The organism is Paracoccus yeei ATCC BAA-599 (assembly GCF_000622145.1).
Lineage (GTDB): Bacteria > Pseudomonadota > Alphaproteobacteria > Rhodobacterales > Rhodobacteraceae > Paracoccus > Paracoccus yeei.
The window spans coordinates 15,703-31,391 of record NZ_KK211404.1 but is presented as its reverse complement, the minus strand read 5'-3'; the positions used below and the strand labels follow the sequence as shown (position 1 = coordinate 31,391).

At 69.5% G+C, this 15,689-nt stretch carries 15 protein-coding genes; 5 read left to right on the top strand and 10 right to left on the bottom strand.

The annotated features are described in order from the left end of the window. Positions 1–21 precede the first annotated feature (21 nt). From urtB to urtE, 4 genes are read left to right on the top strand one after another with little or no spacing between them, the layout of a single operon-like run. Positions 22–1,941, top strand: coding sequence for an urea ABC transporter permease subunit UrtB (gene urtB, locus BU28_RS0120840; protein WP_028721149.1), 1,920 nt, complete (start codon positions 22–24; stop codon positions 1,939–1,941). 1 nt (position 1,942) lies between these two features. Continuing rightward, positions 1,943–3,175 (top strand): urea ABC transporter permease subunit UrtC, encoded by a 1,233-nt coding sequence (urtC, locus tag BU28_RS0120835; protein WP_028721148.1) that lies wholly within the window; start codon positions 1,943–1,945, stop codon positions 3,173–3,175. Further along, complete coding sequence (urtD, locus tag BU28_RS0120830; protein WP_028721147.1) at positions 3,172–3,915, top strand: urea ABC transporter ATP-binding protein UrtD; 744 nt, start codon at positions 3,172–3,174, stop codon at positions 3,913–3,915. Before urtC ends, urtD begins: the two co-directional genes overlap by 4 nt. Before the next feature lies 1 nt (position 3,916). Continuing rightward, positions 3,917–4,627 carry an urea ABC transporter ATP-binding subunit UrtE gene (gene urtE, locus BU28_RS0120825; protein WP_028721146.1) on the top strand — a complete coding sequence of 237 codons (711 nt, stop codon included), beginning with the start codon at positions 3,917–3,919 and terminating at the stop codon, positions 4,625–4,627. Between the two features lie 125 nt (positions 4,628–4,752). Here the strand turns inward: urtE and BU28_RS0120820 are convergent, their stop codons facing one another. The 8 genes from BU28_RS0120820 to BU28_RS0120785 form a co-directional block, all read right to left on the bottom strand. Then, positions 4,753–5,070 carry a DMT family transporter gene (locus tag BU28_RS0120820; protein ID WP_028721145.1) on the bottom strand — a complete coding sequence of 106 codons (318 nt, stop codon included), beginning with the start codon at positions 5,068–5,070 and terminating at the stop codon, positions 4,753–4,755. Between the two features lie 305 nt (positions 5,071–5,375). Further along, a complete protein-coding gene (locus BU28_RS0120815; RefSeq protein WP_223850349.1) occupies positions 5,376–5,897 on the bottom strand; it encodes an RNA pyrophosphohydrolase in 522 nt (173 codons plus the stop codon). Then, positions 5,894–7,348 carry a S41 family peptidase gene (locus tag BU28_RS24025; protein WP_051578364.1) on the bottom strand — a complete coding sequence of 485 codons (1,455 nt, stop codon included), beginning with the start codon at positions 7,346–7,348 and terminating at the stop codon, positions 5,894–5,896. The genes BU28_RS0120815 and BU28_RS24025 overlap by 4 nt, the downstream gene beginning before the upstream one ends. Continuing rightward, positions 7,345–8,553 carry a murein hydrolase activator EnvC family protein gene (locus tag BU28_RS24020; protein ID WP_036763967.1) on the bottom strand — a complete coding sequence of 403 codons (1,209 nt, stop codon included), beginning with the start codon at positions 8,551–8,553 and terminating at the stop codon, positions 7,345–7,347. Before BU28_RS24020 ends, BU28_RS24025 begins: the two co-directional genes overlap by 4 nt. Next, positions 8,550–10,070: a 2,3-bisphosphoglycerate-independent phosphoglycerate mutase gene (gene gpmI / locus BU28_RS0120800; protein WP_028721143.1), complete on the bottom strand. Its 1,521-nt coding sequence runs from the start codon at positions 10,068–10,070 to the stop codon at positions 8,550–8,552. The genes BU28_RS24020 and gpmI overlap by 4 nt, the downstream gene beginning before the upstream one ends. Positions 10,071–10,176: 106 nt before the next feature. Beyond that, positions 10,177–10,584, bottom strand: coding sequence for an OsmC family protein (locus BU28_RS0120795; protein ID WP_028721142.1), 408 nt, complete (start codon positions 10,582–10,584; stop codon positions 10,177–10,179). A 63-nt stretch (positions 10,585–10,647) separates the two neighbouring features. Next, positions 10,648–11,832, bottom strand: a complete 1,185-nt coding sequence (gene rlmN, locus BU28_RS0120790) for a dual-specificity RNA methyltransferase RlmN (RefSeq protein ID WP_028721141.1) — start codon at positions 11,830–11,832, stop codon at positions 10,648–10,650. 110 nt (positions 11,833–11,942) lie between these two features. Further along, positions 11,943–12,470: an invasion associated locus B family protein gene (locus tag BU28_RS0120785; RefSeq protein WP_028721140.1), complete on the bottom strand. Its 528-nt coding sequence runs from the start codon at positions 12,468–12,470 to the stop codon at positions 11,943–11,945. A gap of 151 nt (positions 12,471–12,621) precedes the next feature. Between BU28_RS0120785 and BU28_RS0120780 the strand changes: the two genes are divergently transcribed. Continuing rightward, positions 12,622–13,608: an asparaginase gene (locus tag BU28_RS0120780; RefSeq protein ID WP_028721139.1), complete on the top strand. Its 987-nt coding sequence runs from the start codon at positions 12,622–12,624 to the stop codon at positions 13,606–13,608. 196 nt (positions 13,609–13,804) lie between these two features. On the opposite strand, the gene BU28_RS0120775 is transcribed toward BU28_RS0120780, so the two are convergent. Beyond that, the gene (locus BU28_RS0120775) at positions 13,805–14,563 is read right to left on the bottom strand and encodes a TSUP family transporter (protein WP_028721138.1); all 759 of its coding nucleotides are present in this window, start codon (positions 14,561–14,563) and stop codon (positions 13,805–13,807) included. Between the two features lie 187 nt (positions 14,564–14,750). Continuing rightward, the gene (locus tag BU28_RS0120770) at positions 14,751–15,689 is read right to left on the bottom strand and encodes a tyrosine recombinase XerC (RefSeq protein WP_028721137.1); all 939 of its coding nucleotides are present in this window, start codon (positions 15,687–15,689) and stop codon (positions 14,751–14,753) included.

Sequence of the window (15,689 nt, the reverse complement as noted above, 5' to 3'; positions counted from 1 at the left end):
TTTCCGGGTCGCGAGGATTTCATGCGCTTCATTTTCATTGCCCTGGCGCTCATGGCGCTGGCCCTGCCGGCTGCGGCCCAGGCCCCCGACCTGGGGGCGGTGATCGCCCAGCATCGCGGTCAGATCGAAAAGCCCTCGCGCCAAAGCATCGGCCCGGTGGTCCAGGCCATCGCCGCGACCGGCCCGCAGGGCGCGGCGCTGCTGCAAGCCTGGGGCGACCGGGCGCTGGGTCTGCGCAAATCCGACGGGCTTCTGGTGATCGTCGATGGCGACCGGCTGACCGATGCCGCGACCGGGGCCGACCTGCCCCCGGCCGAAGTGACGCTGCTGCGGCCGAACTCGGGCGTGCGGGGGGTGATCTCGGACGCGCTGGCGGGGGCGGCGCTGTCGGACCCCGATCCGGCGCGCCGGGCCCAGGCGCTGGATGCGCTGTCGCGCCGCGCCGACGCCAGCCAGCTTGTCCTGCTGCGCGCGGCGCTCGACGATCCCGACCCTGGCCTGGCCGCCCGCAAGGCGCGGCTGGAACGGTTGCTGACGATCCAGCACGACCCCGACCCGGCGGCGCGGATCGCCGCCATCGAAGGCTTTGGCGGCGACACGGGGCTTGATTTCCGCGCCGCCCTGAACCCGATCCTGGCGACCCGCCGCGTGGCGCTGGAAACCGTCCCGCCGGGCGCCAATGTCGCGGCGGAGCTGAGCCCGGGCGACGACATCTCGCGCGATGCCGCCTATGCCATGCTGGTCGAGGCCGGGCTTGCCCCCGCCCGCCTGACCCCCCAGGCCGAACGCGCCATGCTGGCCCAGCACATCCAGGGCGGCATGGTCGGCGGCGTTCCCCTGGCGCAGCTGGGCCATGATGCCGCCCGCGACCGCGCCTGGACCGCACTGGAGAGCCAGGGCCTCGTCCAGCCCGCCGCCAGCGAGGACGAGGTGACCGCCGCGCTTGACCGCTTTCATTTCCTGGACGTCTATGCCGAGCCTGACCAGACCGTTACCGACGCCGCCCGCGCCGCCCTGCGTGGAACCGAGACGCGCATCGGCCTGATGCAGGCCGCCGACCTGTCGCTGGACGCGCTGTCGCTCGCCTCGATCTATTTCCTGGCGGCCATCGGCCTGGCCATCACCTTTGGCGTGATGGGCGTCATCAACATGGCGCATGGCGAATTCATCATGATGGGCGCCTATACCGGCTATGTGACGCAGCAGTTCATCGCCGACCGCACGCTGTCGCTGATCGTGGCGCTGCCATTGGCCTTTATCGTCACCTTCGCCGCCGGCGTCGCGCTCGAGCGGCTGGTGATCCGCCACCTCTACAAGCGCCCACTGGAAACGCTGCTTGCGACCTTCGGCGTCAGCATCGCCCTGCAACAGCTGGCCAAGAACATCTTCGGCACGCAGGCCCGGCCGCTGACCGCGCCCGCCTGGCTGGACGGGGCCTGGACGCTGAACGACATCGTCGGGGTCAGCTATATCCGCATCGCGATCTTTGTCCTCGCGCTGGTGTTCCTGGGGCTTTACCTGTTCATCATGAACCGCACCCGGCTGGGGCTCGAGGTGCGGGCCGTGACCCAGAATCCCGGCATGGCGGCCAGCATGGGCATCAGTCCCGACCGCATCAACATGCTGACGTTCGGCCTGGGTTCCGGCATCGCCGGCATCGCGGGGGTGGCCATCGGCCTGTTCGCCAAGGTCACGTCCGAACTGGGCAGCGACTACATCGTGCAAAGCTTCATGACGGTCGTCGTGGGCGGGGTCGGCAACATCTGGGGCACGCTCGCCGGCGCCGCGCTGATCGGCTTCCTGCAGAAGGGGATCGAGTGGCTGAACCCCGCCAACACGCTGGCCGCGCAGACCTACATGATCCTGTTCATCATCATCTTCATCCAGTTCCGGCCGCGCGGCATCATCGCCGCCCGGGGCCGCGCCGCCGTGGGGGCCTGACATGCGCAAACCCTTGGTGCTTCGCCATCCCTCGATCCTGGTGTTCCTGGCCGTGCTCGCGGTCTTTACCCTGGCCGTCACCATGCTGTCGGCGGGCTATGGCACGGGCGCGATTTCCACCAGCATGGTCAAGACGCTGGGCAAGACCCTGTGCCTGGCGCTGGCCGCCGTCGCCATGGATCTGGTCTGGGGCTATGTCGGCATCCTGTCCCTGGGCCAGATGGCGTTCTTTGCGCTTGGCGGCTACATGATCGGCATGTGGCTGATGGTCGCCCGGACCGAGGGCATCGTCACTGGATCGCTGGCGAACCTGCCGATCCCGCCGACCGAGGCCGAGATTTCCCAGGCCGTCGCCACGCAGATCTTTGGCGTCGTGGGCTCGGACCAGTTCCCGGCGATCTGGGCGCTGTCGGGCTCGCTCATCGGCCAGCTGGCGCTGGTCGTGCTGGTGCCGGGGCTCTTGGCGCTGGTCTTTGGCTGGCTGGCGTTCCGCAGCCGCGTGAACGGGGTTTACCTGTCGATCCTGACCCAGGCGATGACGCTGGCCCTGGCGCTTTACCTGTTCCAGAACGATTCCGGCCTGCGCGGCAACAACGGGCTGTCGGGGTTGCAGAACATCCCGGGGCTGGAGAGCGTGGGGCAGGAACGGCTGTCGGTCTGGTTCCTCTGGGCCTCGGCCCTGGCGCTGGGACTGGGCTATCTCATGATCGCCTGGGTGGCGTCCGGCAAGTTCGGCAGCGTCGCCCGCGCCATCCGCGACGACGAGGCGCGGGTCCGCTTCCTGGGCTATTCGGTCGAGGGCTACAAGCTGGTGATCTTCGTGCTGGCGGCCGTCATCACGGGCATCGCCGGGGCGCTGTACTATCCGCAGGCGGGCATCATCAACCCGGCCGAGCTTGCCCCCATCGCCTCGATCTATCTGGCGGTCTGGGTGGCGATCGGCGGCCGGGGCCGGCTTTACGGCGCGGCGATCGGGGCGGTCTTCGTCTCGCTGGTGTCCAGCTGGTTCACCGGGGGCCGCGCGCCCGACCTGAACCTGGGCTTCTATACGGTGAAATGGGTGGACTGGTGGCAGGTGCTGCTGGGCCTGTCCTTCGTGCTGGTCACGCTGTTCGCGCCCAAGGGCATCGCCGGGCTGGTCGACCTGCTGGAAGGGCTGCGGCCCCCGAAACGCGGCGGCGCCCCCCTTGGCCCCGACATGGGCGCATTGCAGGAACGCGAGGCCACGGAATGAGCGCGCTTTTGGAAGTCATCGGAATCTCGGTCAGTTTCGACGGATTTAGGGCGATCAACAACCTCAGCTTCGCCATCGCCGAACGCGAGCTGCGCGCCATCATCGGCCCGAACGGCGCCGGCAAGACCACCTTCATGGATATCGTGACCGGCAAGACCCGGCCCGACGAAGGCCAGGTCCTGTGGGGCGAAACCTCGCGCAGCCTGCTGAAGATGAACGAGGCGCAGATCGCCCGAGCCGGCGTCGGCCGCAAGTTCCAGCGCCCCACGGTCTTCGAGGACCAGACCGTGGCCGAGAACCTGACCATGGCGCTGAAGGCGGCGCGGGGCCCGTTCAGCGTGCTGTGGTGGAAACCATCGGCCGACAGCCTGGCGCGGGTGGCGGAGCTGGCCGCCGAGGTGGGGCTCGCCGACCAGCTTTCCCGTAAGTCCGGAGAGCTGTCCCACGGGCAAAAACAATGGCTTGAGATCGGGATGCTGCTGGCGCAGGAACCGCGCCTGCTGCTGGTCGACGAGCCGGCCGCCGGCATGACCCTGGCCGAGCGGGAACAGACCACGACCCTGCTGCGCCGGCTGGCGCAGCGGCACGCGGTGGTGGTGGTCGAACATGACATGGATTTCGTGCGGCGGCTGGAGTGCAAGGTCACCGTGCTGCATGAAGGCTCGGTCCTGGCCGAGGGCAGCCTGGACCACGTCACCGCCAATCCACAGGTTGTCGAAGTCTATCTGGGAAGGGGCTGACATGCTGGAAGCGACCGGAATCACGCTGCATTACGGCGGCAGCCAGATCCTTTACGGCGTCGACCTGATCGCCCGGCCGGGCGAGGTCACCTGCGTCATGGGCAACAACGGGGTCGGAAAGACCAGCCTTCTCAAGGTCCTGTCCGGCAGCCACCCGCGGTCGGGCGGCAGCCTGCGGCTGAATGGCGAGGAACTGGGCCGCGTCAACGCCCAAGCCATGGCGGCGCGCGGCCTGGCCTATGTGCCGCAGGGGCGGATGATCTTTCCGCTGCTGACCGTGCGCGAGAACCTCGAGACCGGCTTTGGCCTGCTGCCGCGCGGCGAACGCCAGGTGCCCGAGGAGATTTTCCAGCACTTCCCGGTGCTTGCCGAGATGAGCCACCGGCGCGGCGGCGATCTGTCGGGCGGCCAGCAGCAGCAGCTGGCCATCGCCCGGGCCCTGGTCACGCGGCCGCGCGTCCTGCTGCTGGACGAGCCGACCGAGGGCATCCAGCCCAATATCATCCAGCAGATCGGCCGCGTCATCAAGGGCTTGCGCGACAGGGGCGACATGGCGATCGTGCTGGTCGAGCAGTTCTTCGACTTCGCCTATGACCTGGGCGACCGCTTCCTGATGCTGGAGCGGGGCCGGGCGGTTATCTCGGGCAGCCGCGCGGAGGTGGCGCGCGACACGCTCAAGGCGCGGCTGGCGGGACTGGGCGCGGCGGCCTGAGGGCGCGCAACAAGCGTGCGCCGGGGGCGCAACGCCCCCGGCCCAAGCCTTTCAAATGCAACGAAAACCGCCCGTGACATGCGTACACCGCGCGTACACGGGGCGTACACCGCGCGTCGGACGCGTCAGGGGCTAGACAGCTTCATCATCGCGATCCCCGCGACGATCAGCGCCGCCGCCAGAACCCGTCCGGGGCTCAGCCCCTCGCCCAGCAGCAGGACGCCCAGCACGAAGGCGCCGACCGCGCCGATGCCGGTCCAGACCGTATAGGCCGTCCCCAGCGGCAGCGAGCGCATCGCCAGCGCCAGCAGGCCGAAGCTGGCCACCATGCCGACCAGGGTAACGATGCTGGGCACCAGCAGGGTGAAGCCCGCCGATTTCTTCATGGCGAAGGCCCAGACGATTTCCAGGATGCCTGCGGTGAAAAGATAGAACCAGGCCACGACACAATCCTTGTCCTGCCGGGCCGTCCCGCGCGCTTGACCGTGATGGTGGGGCCGTCCCCGCCGCCACTATGAAACAGGCCGGGGCCAAGGACAAGCGCCGCCGCCACGCGCGCGCCACGCCCCCCGGCGCGACGATCCCAAGGCTTCTTTCGTGCGCAAATATCCTTGGGGGCCTCCGAACGCCCCGGGAAAACGGTCCGGCGCGCCTTTTTCAGCGAGGAAGGGGCTGACAGGTCTGATGGGGGGGCAAGGCGCCCCGGCCCGGCGCGGGCCGACAGGCCAGCGCCCTCAGACTTGGGCCTTCAGGCCAGATAGTCGCGGAAATCGGCGAAGACCTGTTCATAGACGGCGCGCTTGAAGGGCACGATGGCGCCGATCAGGTCGCCCGCGCGCATCCATTGCCAGCGCAGGAACTCGGGTTCCTCGGTCTTGATGTCGACCTGCGAATCCTCGCCCAGGAAGCGCATGGCGAACCATTTCTGCTGCTGGCCGCCGTAGCGGCCCTTCCAGATCTTGCCCAGAAGCTCGGGCGGCAGTTCATAGGTCACCCAGCGGGGCGATTCGGCCAGGATCTCGACCAGGTCGGGGTCGGTGATGCCGGTTTCCTCGCCCAGTTCGCGCAGCGCGGCGTCGCGCGGGGTCTCGCCCCGGTCGATGCCGCCCTGGGGCATCTGCCAGGCGCCGCCCGGCTCGCCGCCGCCCTGGTCGATGCGCTGCCCGGCAAAGACCAGGCCTTGGTCGTTGATCAGCAGGACGCCCGCGCAGGGCCGATAGGGCAGGCCCGAGGGGCCCACCATCAGGTTGTCGTGGATCGGGTCGATCATTGCCGCAACGCGCCCCCGCTGTCGCCGCCCTGCGTCCCGCCGGGGGCGTCGCCATCGGCCGCGCCCTCGCCGGTCACGGCGGGCTTGACGCTTTCCGGCACGGCATCGGCGCGGAAATCGACCGCCGACAGGCCCTTGAGGATGTCGACCGCATAGGCGAGCTGGTAGTCCTCTTCGCGCAGCTTGGCGGTGGCCTCGACCTGGCGGGCCTCTTCCTCGATCTGCTTCTTCTCTTCGTCCGACACGGCGTCGTTGTTCAGCGCGCCGCGCAGGTCGGCTTCCGAGTTCGAGAATTTCGAGGCGCTGCGCGGGGTGTCGGCGTCCTCCTCGTCCTTGGGCTTGGGCGCGGGCTGTTCGACGATGATGTCGGGCTGGATGCCCAGCGCCTGGATCGACCGGCCCGAGGGCGTGTAATAGCGCGCCGTGGTCAGGCGGATGGCGCTGTCGGGTGTCACCTGCATCACCGTCTGGACCGAGCCTTTGCCGAAGGATTTCGTCCCCACGACGATGGCGCGGCGGTGGTCCTGGAGCGCGCCGGTCACGATTTCGGACGCGCTGGCCGAGCCCCCGTTGATCAGCACGACCATCGGCTTGCCTTGCGCAAGATCGCCCAGCTTGGCGTTCCAGCGTTCCGATTCCTCGGGCTTGCGGCCGCGGGTCGACACGATCTCGCCCTTGTCGAGGAAGGCGTCGGACACTTCGATGGCCTGGTTCAGAAGGCCGCCGGGGTTGTTGCGCAGGTCGAGGACGAAGCCCGTCACCTTGTCGATGCCGCCGGCCTGCTGGATCGCCTTTTCCATCTCGGTCCGCAGGGTCGACATGGTTTCGTCGTTGAAGGTGGTGACGCGCAGGACGACCGCATGGCCTTCGATGCGGGTCTTGACCACGGTCAGCTTGATCACGTCGCGGGTGATGGTCAGGTCGAAGGGCTCTTTCTCGCCCTCGCGCAGGATGGTGATCTTGATTTCGGACCCGACCGGGCCGCGCATCTTCTCGACCGCCTCGTCGAGGTTCAGCCCCATCAGCGATTCGCCGTTGACATGGGTGATGTAGTCGCCGGCCTTGACGCCGGCTTCGGCCGCCGGGGTGTCGTCGATGGGCGAGATGACCTTCACCAGGCCGTCCTCCTGCCCGACCTCGATGCCGAGGCCGCCGAAGCTGCCGCGGGTCTGGGTCTGCATGTCCTCGTAGTCGCGGGCCGACAGGAACGAGCTGTGCGGGTCGAGCGAGGTCAGCATGCCGTTGATCGCGGATTCGATCAGCTTCTTGTCGTCGACCTGTTCGACGTAATCCGAGCGCACGCGTTCGAACACGTTGCCGAACAGGTCGAGCTGTTCATAGACCGAGGCGTTCTTGCCGGTTTCCTGCGCGATCAGCGGGCCGGCCAGCTGCGTGGCCGCGACCGCGCCTGCAAGGGTGCCGATCGCGCCGGCCAGAAGATAATGTTTCATTCGGTTGCGTCCTGCGCGGTTGCGTCGCCTGTCTGGGCCACAATGGGATTCATCACGAACCATTCCGCCGGGTCCAGTGTTTCCTTGCCCTTGCGGAGTTCAACATACAGTGTTTCGGTCTGTCCAGCGCCGGTGCCGGTGGCGGCGTCGGCGACGAACTGGGCGCCGAACTCCTGCGCGGGGGGCTCGGTGCCGCCCATCAGGCCGACCGGCTCGCCCGCCACCAGCACGTCGCCGGTTTCGCCGAAAACCTGCGCCAGCCCGGCGAATATCATCAGATAGCCGCGCGCGGGTTCAACGATCATCACATTGCCGTAATCCAGCAGCGGGCCGCGATAGCGGATGGTGGCGGCCCAGGGCGTGGTGACCAGCGCCGCGGGGCCGGTCGCGATGACCAGGCCGGGCCGGGTAACGCCGGCCGCGTCGGGTTCGTTGTAGCGCCGCAGCACGGTTCCGATCACCGGCAGGGCCAGGCTGCCCTGGGCCCCCTCGAAATCGGCCATGGGGGCGCCGACGTCGTTTTCCATGCTGGTGATGCCCGAGGCGAAGGCGTCGAGCGTGTCGGCCGACTGCACCAGCTGGCGCAGCTCCTCGGGGTCCTCGCCATAGCGGGCGGGCATGTCCGAGCGGTCGGTGGTGGCCGAGGCCAGCAGGCGGCGCGCCTCCTGCACCTGGCCCAGGCCCTGGGCCAGGGTGTTCGCGGCGTTCAGCTGGATGGTGCGGACGGTGCGGATTTCCTGCAGCTTGTCCTGCATGGCCTGCGCCTCGGCCTGCAGCCCCGGCGCGACCGAGGACAGGATCATCCCCGCCCGGGCCGAGGATTCGGGCCCCGAGGGGTGCAGGAGCAGCATGGTTTCGGGCGAGCGCTGCATCGAGGTCATCACCCCCAGCACGCGGCCCAGGCTGTCGCGGCGGGCGTCGAACTCGGCGCGGATCTCCTGTTCGCGGACACCGGCGCGGCGCAGCCCCTCGCGCAGGGCGGCAAGGCCCTGTTCATAGGCGCGGATCATCTGCGTCAGCGAGGCGACCTGATCCTCCTTGGTCAGGGCCTGGTCAAGCTGGCCGGTGGCCTGGCGCAGCATCTCGGCGGCGCGGGCGGCCTCGTCGGCGGCCTGGCCCAGCGGCTCGGCCGGCTGGGCGGGGACGGCGGGGGCGGCAAGGCCCAGGGATGCGGCCAGCAGCAGGGCAAGGGCGGGACGGTTCATCGGACGATCAGCGACCGGCCGGTCATCTCGGGCGGGAGCGGCAGGCCCATCAGGTCGAGGACCGTCGGCGCGACGTCGGCCAGGCGGCCGTTGCGCAGGCTGGCGCCCTGGGGGCCGCCATAGACGATGACCGGCACCGGGTTCACGGTATGGGCGGTGTGCGGGCCGCCGGTTTCCGGGTCGATCATGGTTTCGCAATTGCCGTGGTCGGCGATGACGACGGCCGCGCCGCCCGCGCGCTCCAGCGCGTCCAGCATCTGGCCGAGGCCGCGGTCCACCGCCTCGCAGGCGCGGACGGCGGCGGGCAGGCTGCCGGTATGGCCGACCATGTCGGGATTGGCGTAGTTCACCACGATCAGGTCGTAGCCCGCCTCGATCGCGCCGACCAGGCTGGCGCTGACCTCGGGCGCGGCCATCTCGGGCGCCAGGTCATAGGTCGCGACCTTGGGGCTTTGCGGCATGAAGCGGTCCTCGCCGGGTTCGGGCGTCTCCTTGCCGCCGTTCAGGAAGAAGGTGACATGGGGGTATTTCTCGGTCTCGGCCAGGCGGAACTGCCTGAGGCCGCGCTGCGCGACCCAGGCGCCGAGCGTGTTTTCGACCTGCCGCTTGGGATAGGCGGCCTGCATGTATGCGTCGTGTTTCGCCGAATAATCCACCATGCCCAGCAGCGCCGCCCATTGCGGCCGGGTGCCGGTGTCGAAGGCGTCGAAGCCCGGCTGGCCGATGGCGGCCAGGATCTCGCGCGCGCGGTCGGCGCGGAAGTTCAGGCAGAAGAAGCCGTCGCCGTCGCGCGCGCCTGCGTAATCGCCGATCACGGTGGGCCGGATGAATTCGTCGGTTTCCTCGCGCGCATAGGAGGCGGTCACGGCCTCGACCGGATCGGCGGCCGAGAGCCCCTCGGCCCGGACCATGGCGGCGTAGGCGCGGGCCACGCGCTCCCAGCGGTTGTCGCGGTCCATCGCGTAGTAGCGCCCAATCACGGTGCCGATGCGCGCGCCTTCGGGCAGGGCGGCCCGCAGTTCCTTGACGAAGGCCAGGGCGGAACTCGGCGGCACGTCGCGCCCGTCGGTGATGGCATGGACGACGACCGGCACGCCCTTGTCGGCGATGGCGCGGGCGGCGGCGATGACGTGCTGGATATGCCCGTGCACGCCCCCGTCCGACACCACGCCCATCAGATGCGCCGTGCCGTGGCTGGCGCGCAGCTTGCGCACGAATTCGCGGATCGCGGCGTTTTCGTAGAAGCTGCCGTCCTCGATGGCGAGGTCGATCTGGCCCAGGTCCATCGCCACCACCCGGCCGGCGCCGATGTTGGTGTGGCCGACCTCGGAATTGCCCATCTGGCCGCGCGGCAGGCCCACGTCCGGCCCGAAGGTCACCAGCGTCCCATGCGGGCAATCGCGCATCAGCCGGTCGAAGTTCGGCGTCCGGGCCTGGTCCGGCGCGCTCTGGTCGGGGCGGTTGGAAATGCCCCAGCCATCGAGGATGCACAGGACGACGGGTTTCGGATGGGTCATGGGTGCCTCGTTCGCGGGTCGGCGCTTTCTACGCCCGTGCGGCGCGCGGGGCAAGTTCGGCGCACAGCCTGGGGGCGGTTCGATGCCGGATCAGGCCAGCGCCGGATCAGGCCCGCGGCGTGATCGTGACCGGGATGCCCCGGGCCAGGGTCAGGGCGACCATCGAGCTGCCCCGCGCCTCGTCGATCAGGGCAAGGCCGGGGCTGCCATCGGCCAGCCGGCAATCGACCGTGAGTTCCGCCGAGGTCGCGACGACCGGATCGCCGTCCAGCTGCAGCGCGACGCGGACCGACAGCGCGGCGATGGCGACGCCCCGGCGTTGCGCCAGATAGCGCAGGTCGTTGCACAGGCACGCCCCCAGCGCGAGCGCCAGCAGTTGGGCGCCGTTGAAGCCCAGGCCCGCGCCCCCCGCCGCGCCCTCGGGGCGGTCGGCCACGACGACATGCCCGCCCGACCGGCCCACGGCCGCCTGCGTTCCGGGCAGATCGGTGAACTCGGCAAGGACCGTCGGCATCGCAAACATCCCGGGCTGGGGCCTGCGTCGATGCTAGCAGGAATGGCGGCTTCTGTCAGCCGGTCAGGCCGGGGCGGCGCCCGCGGCCTCGGCCGCGATCTCGGCCCGCGATTTCCTGCCGCGTTCGGTCGCGGATTTCAACTGGCCGCAGGCGGCCATGATGTCCTCGCCCCGCGGCGTGCGGATGGGGCTGGCATAGCCGGCCTTGTGGATGATGTCGGCGAATGCCTCGATCCGCTCCCAGCTTGAGCGCTTGTAGGCCACGCCCGGCCATTCGTTGAACGGGATCAGGTTGATCTTGGCCGGGATGCCGCGGATCAGCCTGACCAGGCGGCGGGCGTCCTCGTCGCTGTCGTTCACGCCGTCCAGCATGACATATTCGAAGGTGATGCGTTCGCTGTTCGACAGGCGCGGATAGTCGCGCAGCGCGTTCAGCAGCGTCTCGATGTTCCACTTGCGGTTCACCGGCACCAGCATGTTGCGCGTCTCGTCGGTGGTGGCGTGGAAGCTGACGGCCAGCAGGCAGCCGATCTCCTCGGCCGTGCGGGCGATTTCGGGCACGATTCCGCTGGTCGACAGCGTGATGCGGCGGCGCGACAGGCTGAGGCCTTCGCCGTCCATCACCACCTTCATGGCGTCGCGGACGTTCTCGAAATTGTAAAGCGGCTCGCCCATGCCCATCAGCACGACGTTGGAGACCAGCCGGGTTTCGTCCTTGGGCGCGCCGGGCTGCGGCCATTCGCCCAGGTCGTCGCGGGCGACCATGACCTGGCCCACGATTTCCCCCGCCGTCAGGTTGCGCACCAGCTTCTGCGTGCCGGTGTGGCAGAAGGAACAGGTCAGCGTGCAGCCGACCTGGCTGGAAATGCACAGCGTGCCGCGGTTTTCCTCGGGGATGTAGACGGTCTCGACCTCGTGTCCGCCGCTGATGCGCAGCAGATACTTGCGGGTACCGTCGGCGCTGATCTGGCGGGTCACGATCTCGGGCAGGGCGATCTCGAACCGCTGGGCCAGGAAGGCGCGGTAGTCCTTGGCCAGGTTCGTCATCTGCGCGAAGTCGCGCACACCCCAGTGATAGACCCATTGCCAGATCTGGCCCACGCGCATCTTGGCCTGCTTTTCCGGCGTGCCGGCGTCGATCAGCGCCTGGCGCAGCTGGTCGCGGGTCAGGCCGACGATGTTGGTCAGCGCCGTGTCGGGCAGCTTGCGCGGAATGGTCAGAAGGTCTTGGGTGATCGGGGCGTTCATGGCTGGGCGAGGTCCGGGCGGATGGGGGGCGAAGGCGTCTATATAAGGTAAAACGCCCCAAAAGAAAACAGGGGCCGAGGCCCCTGTCTGTGTCGTCCCGGTCCGGCGTCTTACTTGCAGGCGGCCTGGGCCTTGTTCGTCATGGCGGTGATGCCGGCCAGGCTGAACGTGTCCTTGGTCACGGTGCCGCGCGCCGAACGCCCGGTCACGATGGCCGAGGAGCCGCCGCGCAGCGCCGAGATCAGCTTGCCATCCTCGGACGGCGAGCCGGTCCAGGCGCTTTCGCCTTCGGTGAACAGCTTGAAGACATTGCCGCCCACATTGACCTCGACCGTGGAATCGGGCGCGAAGGGATAGCCGCCGGCGAAGGAGACCTCGCCCGACTGGCCGGGGCGATAGGCGACGTAAAGCCGGATGTCGCCGCGCGTCACTTCGCGCGGATTGCCGTTCGCGTCGGTGTTCTGCGTCGATTTCGGCGCCGAGACGGCCCAGCATTCCTTGGGGCTGGCGGCCGAGAACGCGGTCCAGTCCCCTTCGGACCCGATGGCGTTCGTCGATTCCTGCGCCATCAGGGGGGTGGAAAGCGCGATTGCGAATGCGGTGGCTGCGGCCGCCACACGCGGCGCGGATGTGAACATGCTCTGGCCTCCTGCCATGGTCCGGTTTGTCCGGGCTTGTTGCTGATCGTGGTGGCGTTTTCAACCATCCGGCGGCAGGATAATGCGAAAAACCCGGCGGGAAAAACCCCCTCGTTCAGAAAATCGCGCGATTGTCAGAGGAAAACGACCCATGACGGCGGCCAGACTTGTGGAATTGTGGCGCGGCGGCCTGTGCGAGAGCGCGCATCTGGGCCATGCGGTGATCGCCGACGCGGGCGGCATCGTCGAGGCCTGGGGCAATCCGGCGGCCGTGATCTATCCGCGCTCGTCCTGCAAGATGATCCAGGCGCTGCCGCTGGTCGAAAGCGGTGCGGCCGATGCGGCGGGGCTGTCCACCGAGCATCTGGCCCTGGCCTGCGCCAGCCACCAGGGCGGGGCGGCGCATGTCGGGCGGGTGCGGGCCTGGCTGGCGGGGCTCGGGCTCGAGGACGAGGACCTGCGCTGCGGCGCGCATCTGCCGGCCGACCCGGCCGAGCGCAAGCGCGTGGTCTGTTCGGACGAAAGCCCCTGCCAGGCGCACAACAACTGTTCGGGCAAGCATGCGGGCTTTCTGACGCTGGTGCGGCATGTGAAGGCCGGGCCGGAATATGTCGCGATCGACCATCCCGTGCAGCGCGCCGTGCGCCGCGCCTTCGAGGAGGTGACGGGCGAGACCGCCGCGGGCTGGGGCATCGACGGCTGCTCGGCCCCGAACTTTGCCTGCACGCTGGAAGGTCTGGCGCGCGCGATGGCCGCGTTCGCCCGGCCCGGCCCCGGCCGGCGGGGCGAGGCGCAGGCCCGGCTGGTCCAGGCGATGATCGCCCATCCCGACCTGGTCGCGGGCGAGGGGCGGGCCTGCACGGCCTTGATGCGCGCCCTGCGCGGGCGCGCCGCCGTCAAGACCGGGGCCGAGGGCGTCTTCGTCGGCATCGTGCCCGAGCGCGGCCTGGGGATCGCGCTGAAGATCTCGGACGGGGCGACGCGCGGGTCCGAGGCCGCGATCACCGCGCTTCTGCTGCACCTGGGGCTGCTCGACGCCGGGGATCCGGTGGTCGATGCGCTGCTGACCGGGCCGCAGCGGAACTGGCGCGGGCTGGTCACGGGCGGGCTGCGCCTGGCGGCGGGCTTTCCGGCCTGATCGCGGCGGCCGCGTCGAAAATCCGCCCATCCGTGCGATGCGCGTCGCCGCAGCGTCACGGCTGTGGCATAAGGTCGGGGCATCCGCACTTTGTCCCAAGGAGAACCCATGGCGGCGACAGCCTGGTGCTGGAGGGGTGCCGCTGTCCCAGCTCGGCGCCTCGATGTTCGACTTTACCTGAACGGGCCGCGGCGGGTCACAGCATCTGCCAGATCAGCCGCAGCGCCAGCAGGGTCGAGGTCGCGACCAGCAGGGGCTTGATGATGCGCGCGCCGATCCGCATGGCCAGGCGCGCGCCCAGCGTGGCCCCGGCGATCTGGGCCACGGCCATCGCCGCGCCCAGAAGCCACAGCGGCTTGCCCACCGCGGCAAAGGCCACCAGCCCGCCCAGGTTCGAGGCGAAGTTCAACAGCTTGGTATGAGCCGTCGCCTTGAGGATGCCGTAGCCCGCCAGCATGACGAAACCCAGCATCAGGAAGGCCCCGGTCCCGGGCCCGAGCAGCCCGTCGTAAAAGGCGATCAGCGGCACCACGCTGGCGGTGAAAAGCCCCGGAGAAAGCCGCCGCGCGCGGTCGAGGTCGTTCAGCCCCGGCTTCAGGGCAAAGAACACCGCGATGGCGATCAGAAGGACCGGCAGGAGATAGCGCAGCAGGTCGGTGGGGATCGCCGCGACGCAGAGCGCGCCCGCCAGCCCGCCGGCGAAGGCCACGGCCGCCGCGCCCTTTTGCGCGCGCAGGTCCACCAGGCCGCGCCGGGCATAGGAGATCGCCGCCGTCGCCGCGCCGAAGGCGCCCTGCACCTTGTTCGTGGCCAGCGCCTGCGCCGGAGGAATGCCCGCCAGCATCAGCGCGGGCACGGTGATCAGCCCGCCGCCGCCGGCGATGGCATCGACGAAGCCGGCGGCAAAGGCCGCGGCCACCAGCATCAGGACAAGATCAAGGGAAAGCTCGAACATGGCCGGGGCGTGATGCGGCGGGGGCGCGGAATTGTAAAGGGCGGCGAGGATGGCGCGGTCGCATGGGTATTTGGAAAACGGTGAGAACCCCTGGGTCCTGACGTCTGCAAGGGCGCGGGCGGGCTCTCTTTCACTGTTTTCCAAATACCCATTGCGGCGCCGGCCACGGGCAGGGCGCGCGGGGTGCCTAGCGCCGGGGGTGGGCCGCGCGGTAGACGGCCAGCAGATGGGCGTTGTCCACCCCGGTATAGACCTGCGTGGTCGAAAGGCTCGCGTGGCCCAGCAATTCCTGGATCGTGCGCAGATCGCCCCCGGCGGCCAGAAGGTGGGTGGCGAAGGAATGGCGCAGCGCATGCGGCGTCGCCGTGTCCGGCAGGCCCAGGGACTGGCGCATCAGGCTCATGGCCTTGGCCATGACCGAGGCGTTGAGCGGGCCGCCGCGCGCGCCGCGAAACAGCGGCTGGTCCGGCGCGCGGGGATGGGGGCAGAGCTCCAGATAGGCCGCGACCGCCTGGCGCGCGACCGGCAGGACGGGGACCTGGCGCTCCTTCTTGCCCTTGCCGCGGATGGTCAGCGCCTCGCGGAAGGGCCAGTCGGCGCCCGTCAGTCCCAGCGCTTCCGAGATGCGCAGGCCGCAGCCGTAAAGCAGCGTCAGCACCGCCGCGTCGCGGGCCGCGATCCAGGGCTCGGGGTGGGTATGGCCGGCAAGGTCCAGCAACTCGCGGGCCTGATCCACCTCGAGCGGGCGGGGCAGGGACCGGGTAAAGCGCGGCCCGCGCGAGGCGAGCGCCCTGGAGGCGTCGAACCCGTGCCGGTCCGACATCCAGCGCAGGAAGCTGCGCACCGCCGACAGCCGCCGCGCCAGCGAGCGCGCGCCCAGGCCCCGCGCCCGCTCGGACGCGGCAAAGGCGCGCATGTCCGTTTGCGTCAGGCTGCCCAGCGTCGCGGGCAGGGCGGGCCCGCCCTGGTGGCGGCCGAGGAAGGACAGGAAAGCCAGCAGGTCGCCCTGATAGGCCTTGATCGTATGGTCCGAGCGGTCGCGCGCACCCCGTTCGCTGTCCAGCCAGCGCTGCAGCTGGTCGGCCATCAGCGGGGCCAGCGCCAGGGGCTGCTCGGGGCCGGTCAT

What these genes read in the sequence shown, in the direction of transcription:
- urtE (WP_028721146.1), top strand. Translation starts at nt 3,917, where the DNA reads ATGCTGGAAGCGACCGGAATCACGCTGCATTACGGCGGCAGCCAGATC.
- BU28_RS0120795 (WP_028721142.1), bottom strand. Translation starts at nt 10,584, where the DNA reads ATGCCGACGGTCCTTGCCGAGTTCACCGATCTGCCCGGAACGCAGGCG.
- urtB (WP_028721149.1), top strand. Translation starts at nt 22, where the DNA reads ATGCGCTTCATTTTCATTGCCCTGGCGCTCATGGCGCTGGCCCTGCCG.
- BU28_RS24020 (WP_036763967.1), bottom strand. Translation starts at nt 8,553, where the DNA reads ATGAACCGTCCCGCCCTTGCCCTGCTGCTGGCCGCATCCCTGGGCCTT.
- urtC (WP_028721148.1), top strand. Translation starts at nt 1,943, where the DNA reads ATGCGCAAACCCTTGGTGCTTCGCCATCCCTCGATCCTGGTGTTCCTG.
- urtD (WP_028721147.1), top strand. Translation starts at nt 3,172, where the DNA reads ATGAGCGCGCTTTTGGAAGTCATCGGAATCTCGGTCAGTTTCGACGGA.
- BU28_RS24025 (WP_051578364.1), bottom strand. Translation starts at nt 7,348, where the DNA reads ATGAAACATTATCTTCTGGCCGGCGCGATCGGCACCCTTGCAGGCGCG.
- BU28_RS0120780 (WP_028721139.1), top strand. Translation starts at nt 12,622, where the DNA reads ATGACGGCGGCCAGACTTGTGGAATTGTGGCGCGGCGGCCTGTGCGAG.
- BU28_RS0120785 (WP_028721140.1), bottom strand. Translation starts at nt 12,470, where the DNA reads ATGTTCACATCCGCGCCGCGTGTGGCGGCCGCAGCCACCGCATTCGCA.
- BU28_RS0120815 (WP_223850349.1), bottom strand. Translation starts at nt 5,897, where the DNA reads ATGATCGACCCGATCCACGACAACCTGATGGTGGGCCCCTCGGGCCTG.
- gpmI (WP_028721143.1), bottom strand. Translation starts at nt 10,070, where the DNA reads ATGACCCATCCGAAACCCGTCGTCCTGTGCATCCTCGATGGCTGGGGC.
- BU28_RS0120770 (WP_028721137.1), bottom strand. Translation starts at nt 15,689, where the DNA reads ATGACCGGCCCCGAGCAGCCCCTGGCGCTGGCCCCGCTGATGGCCGAC.
- BU28_RS0120775 (WP_028721138.1), bottom strand. Translation starts at nt 14,563, where the DNA reads ATGTTCGAGCTTTCCCTTGATCTTGTCCTGATGCTGGTGGCCGCGGCC.
- rlmN (WP_028721141.1), bottom strand. Translation starts at nt 11,832, where the DNA reads ATGAACGCCCCGATCACCCAAGACCTTCTGACCATTCCGCGCAAGCTG.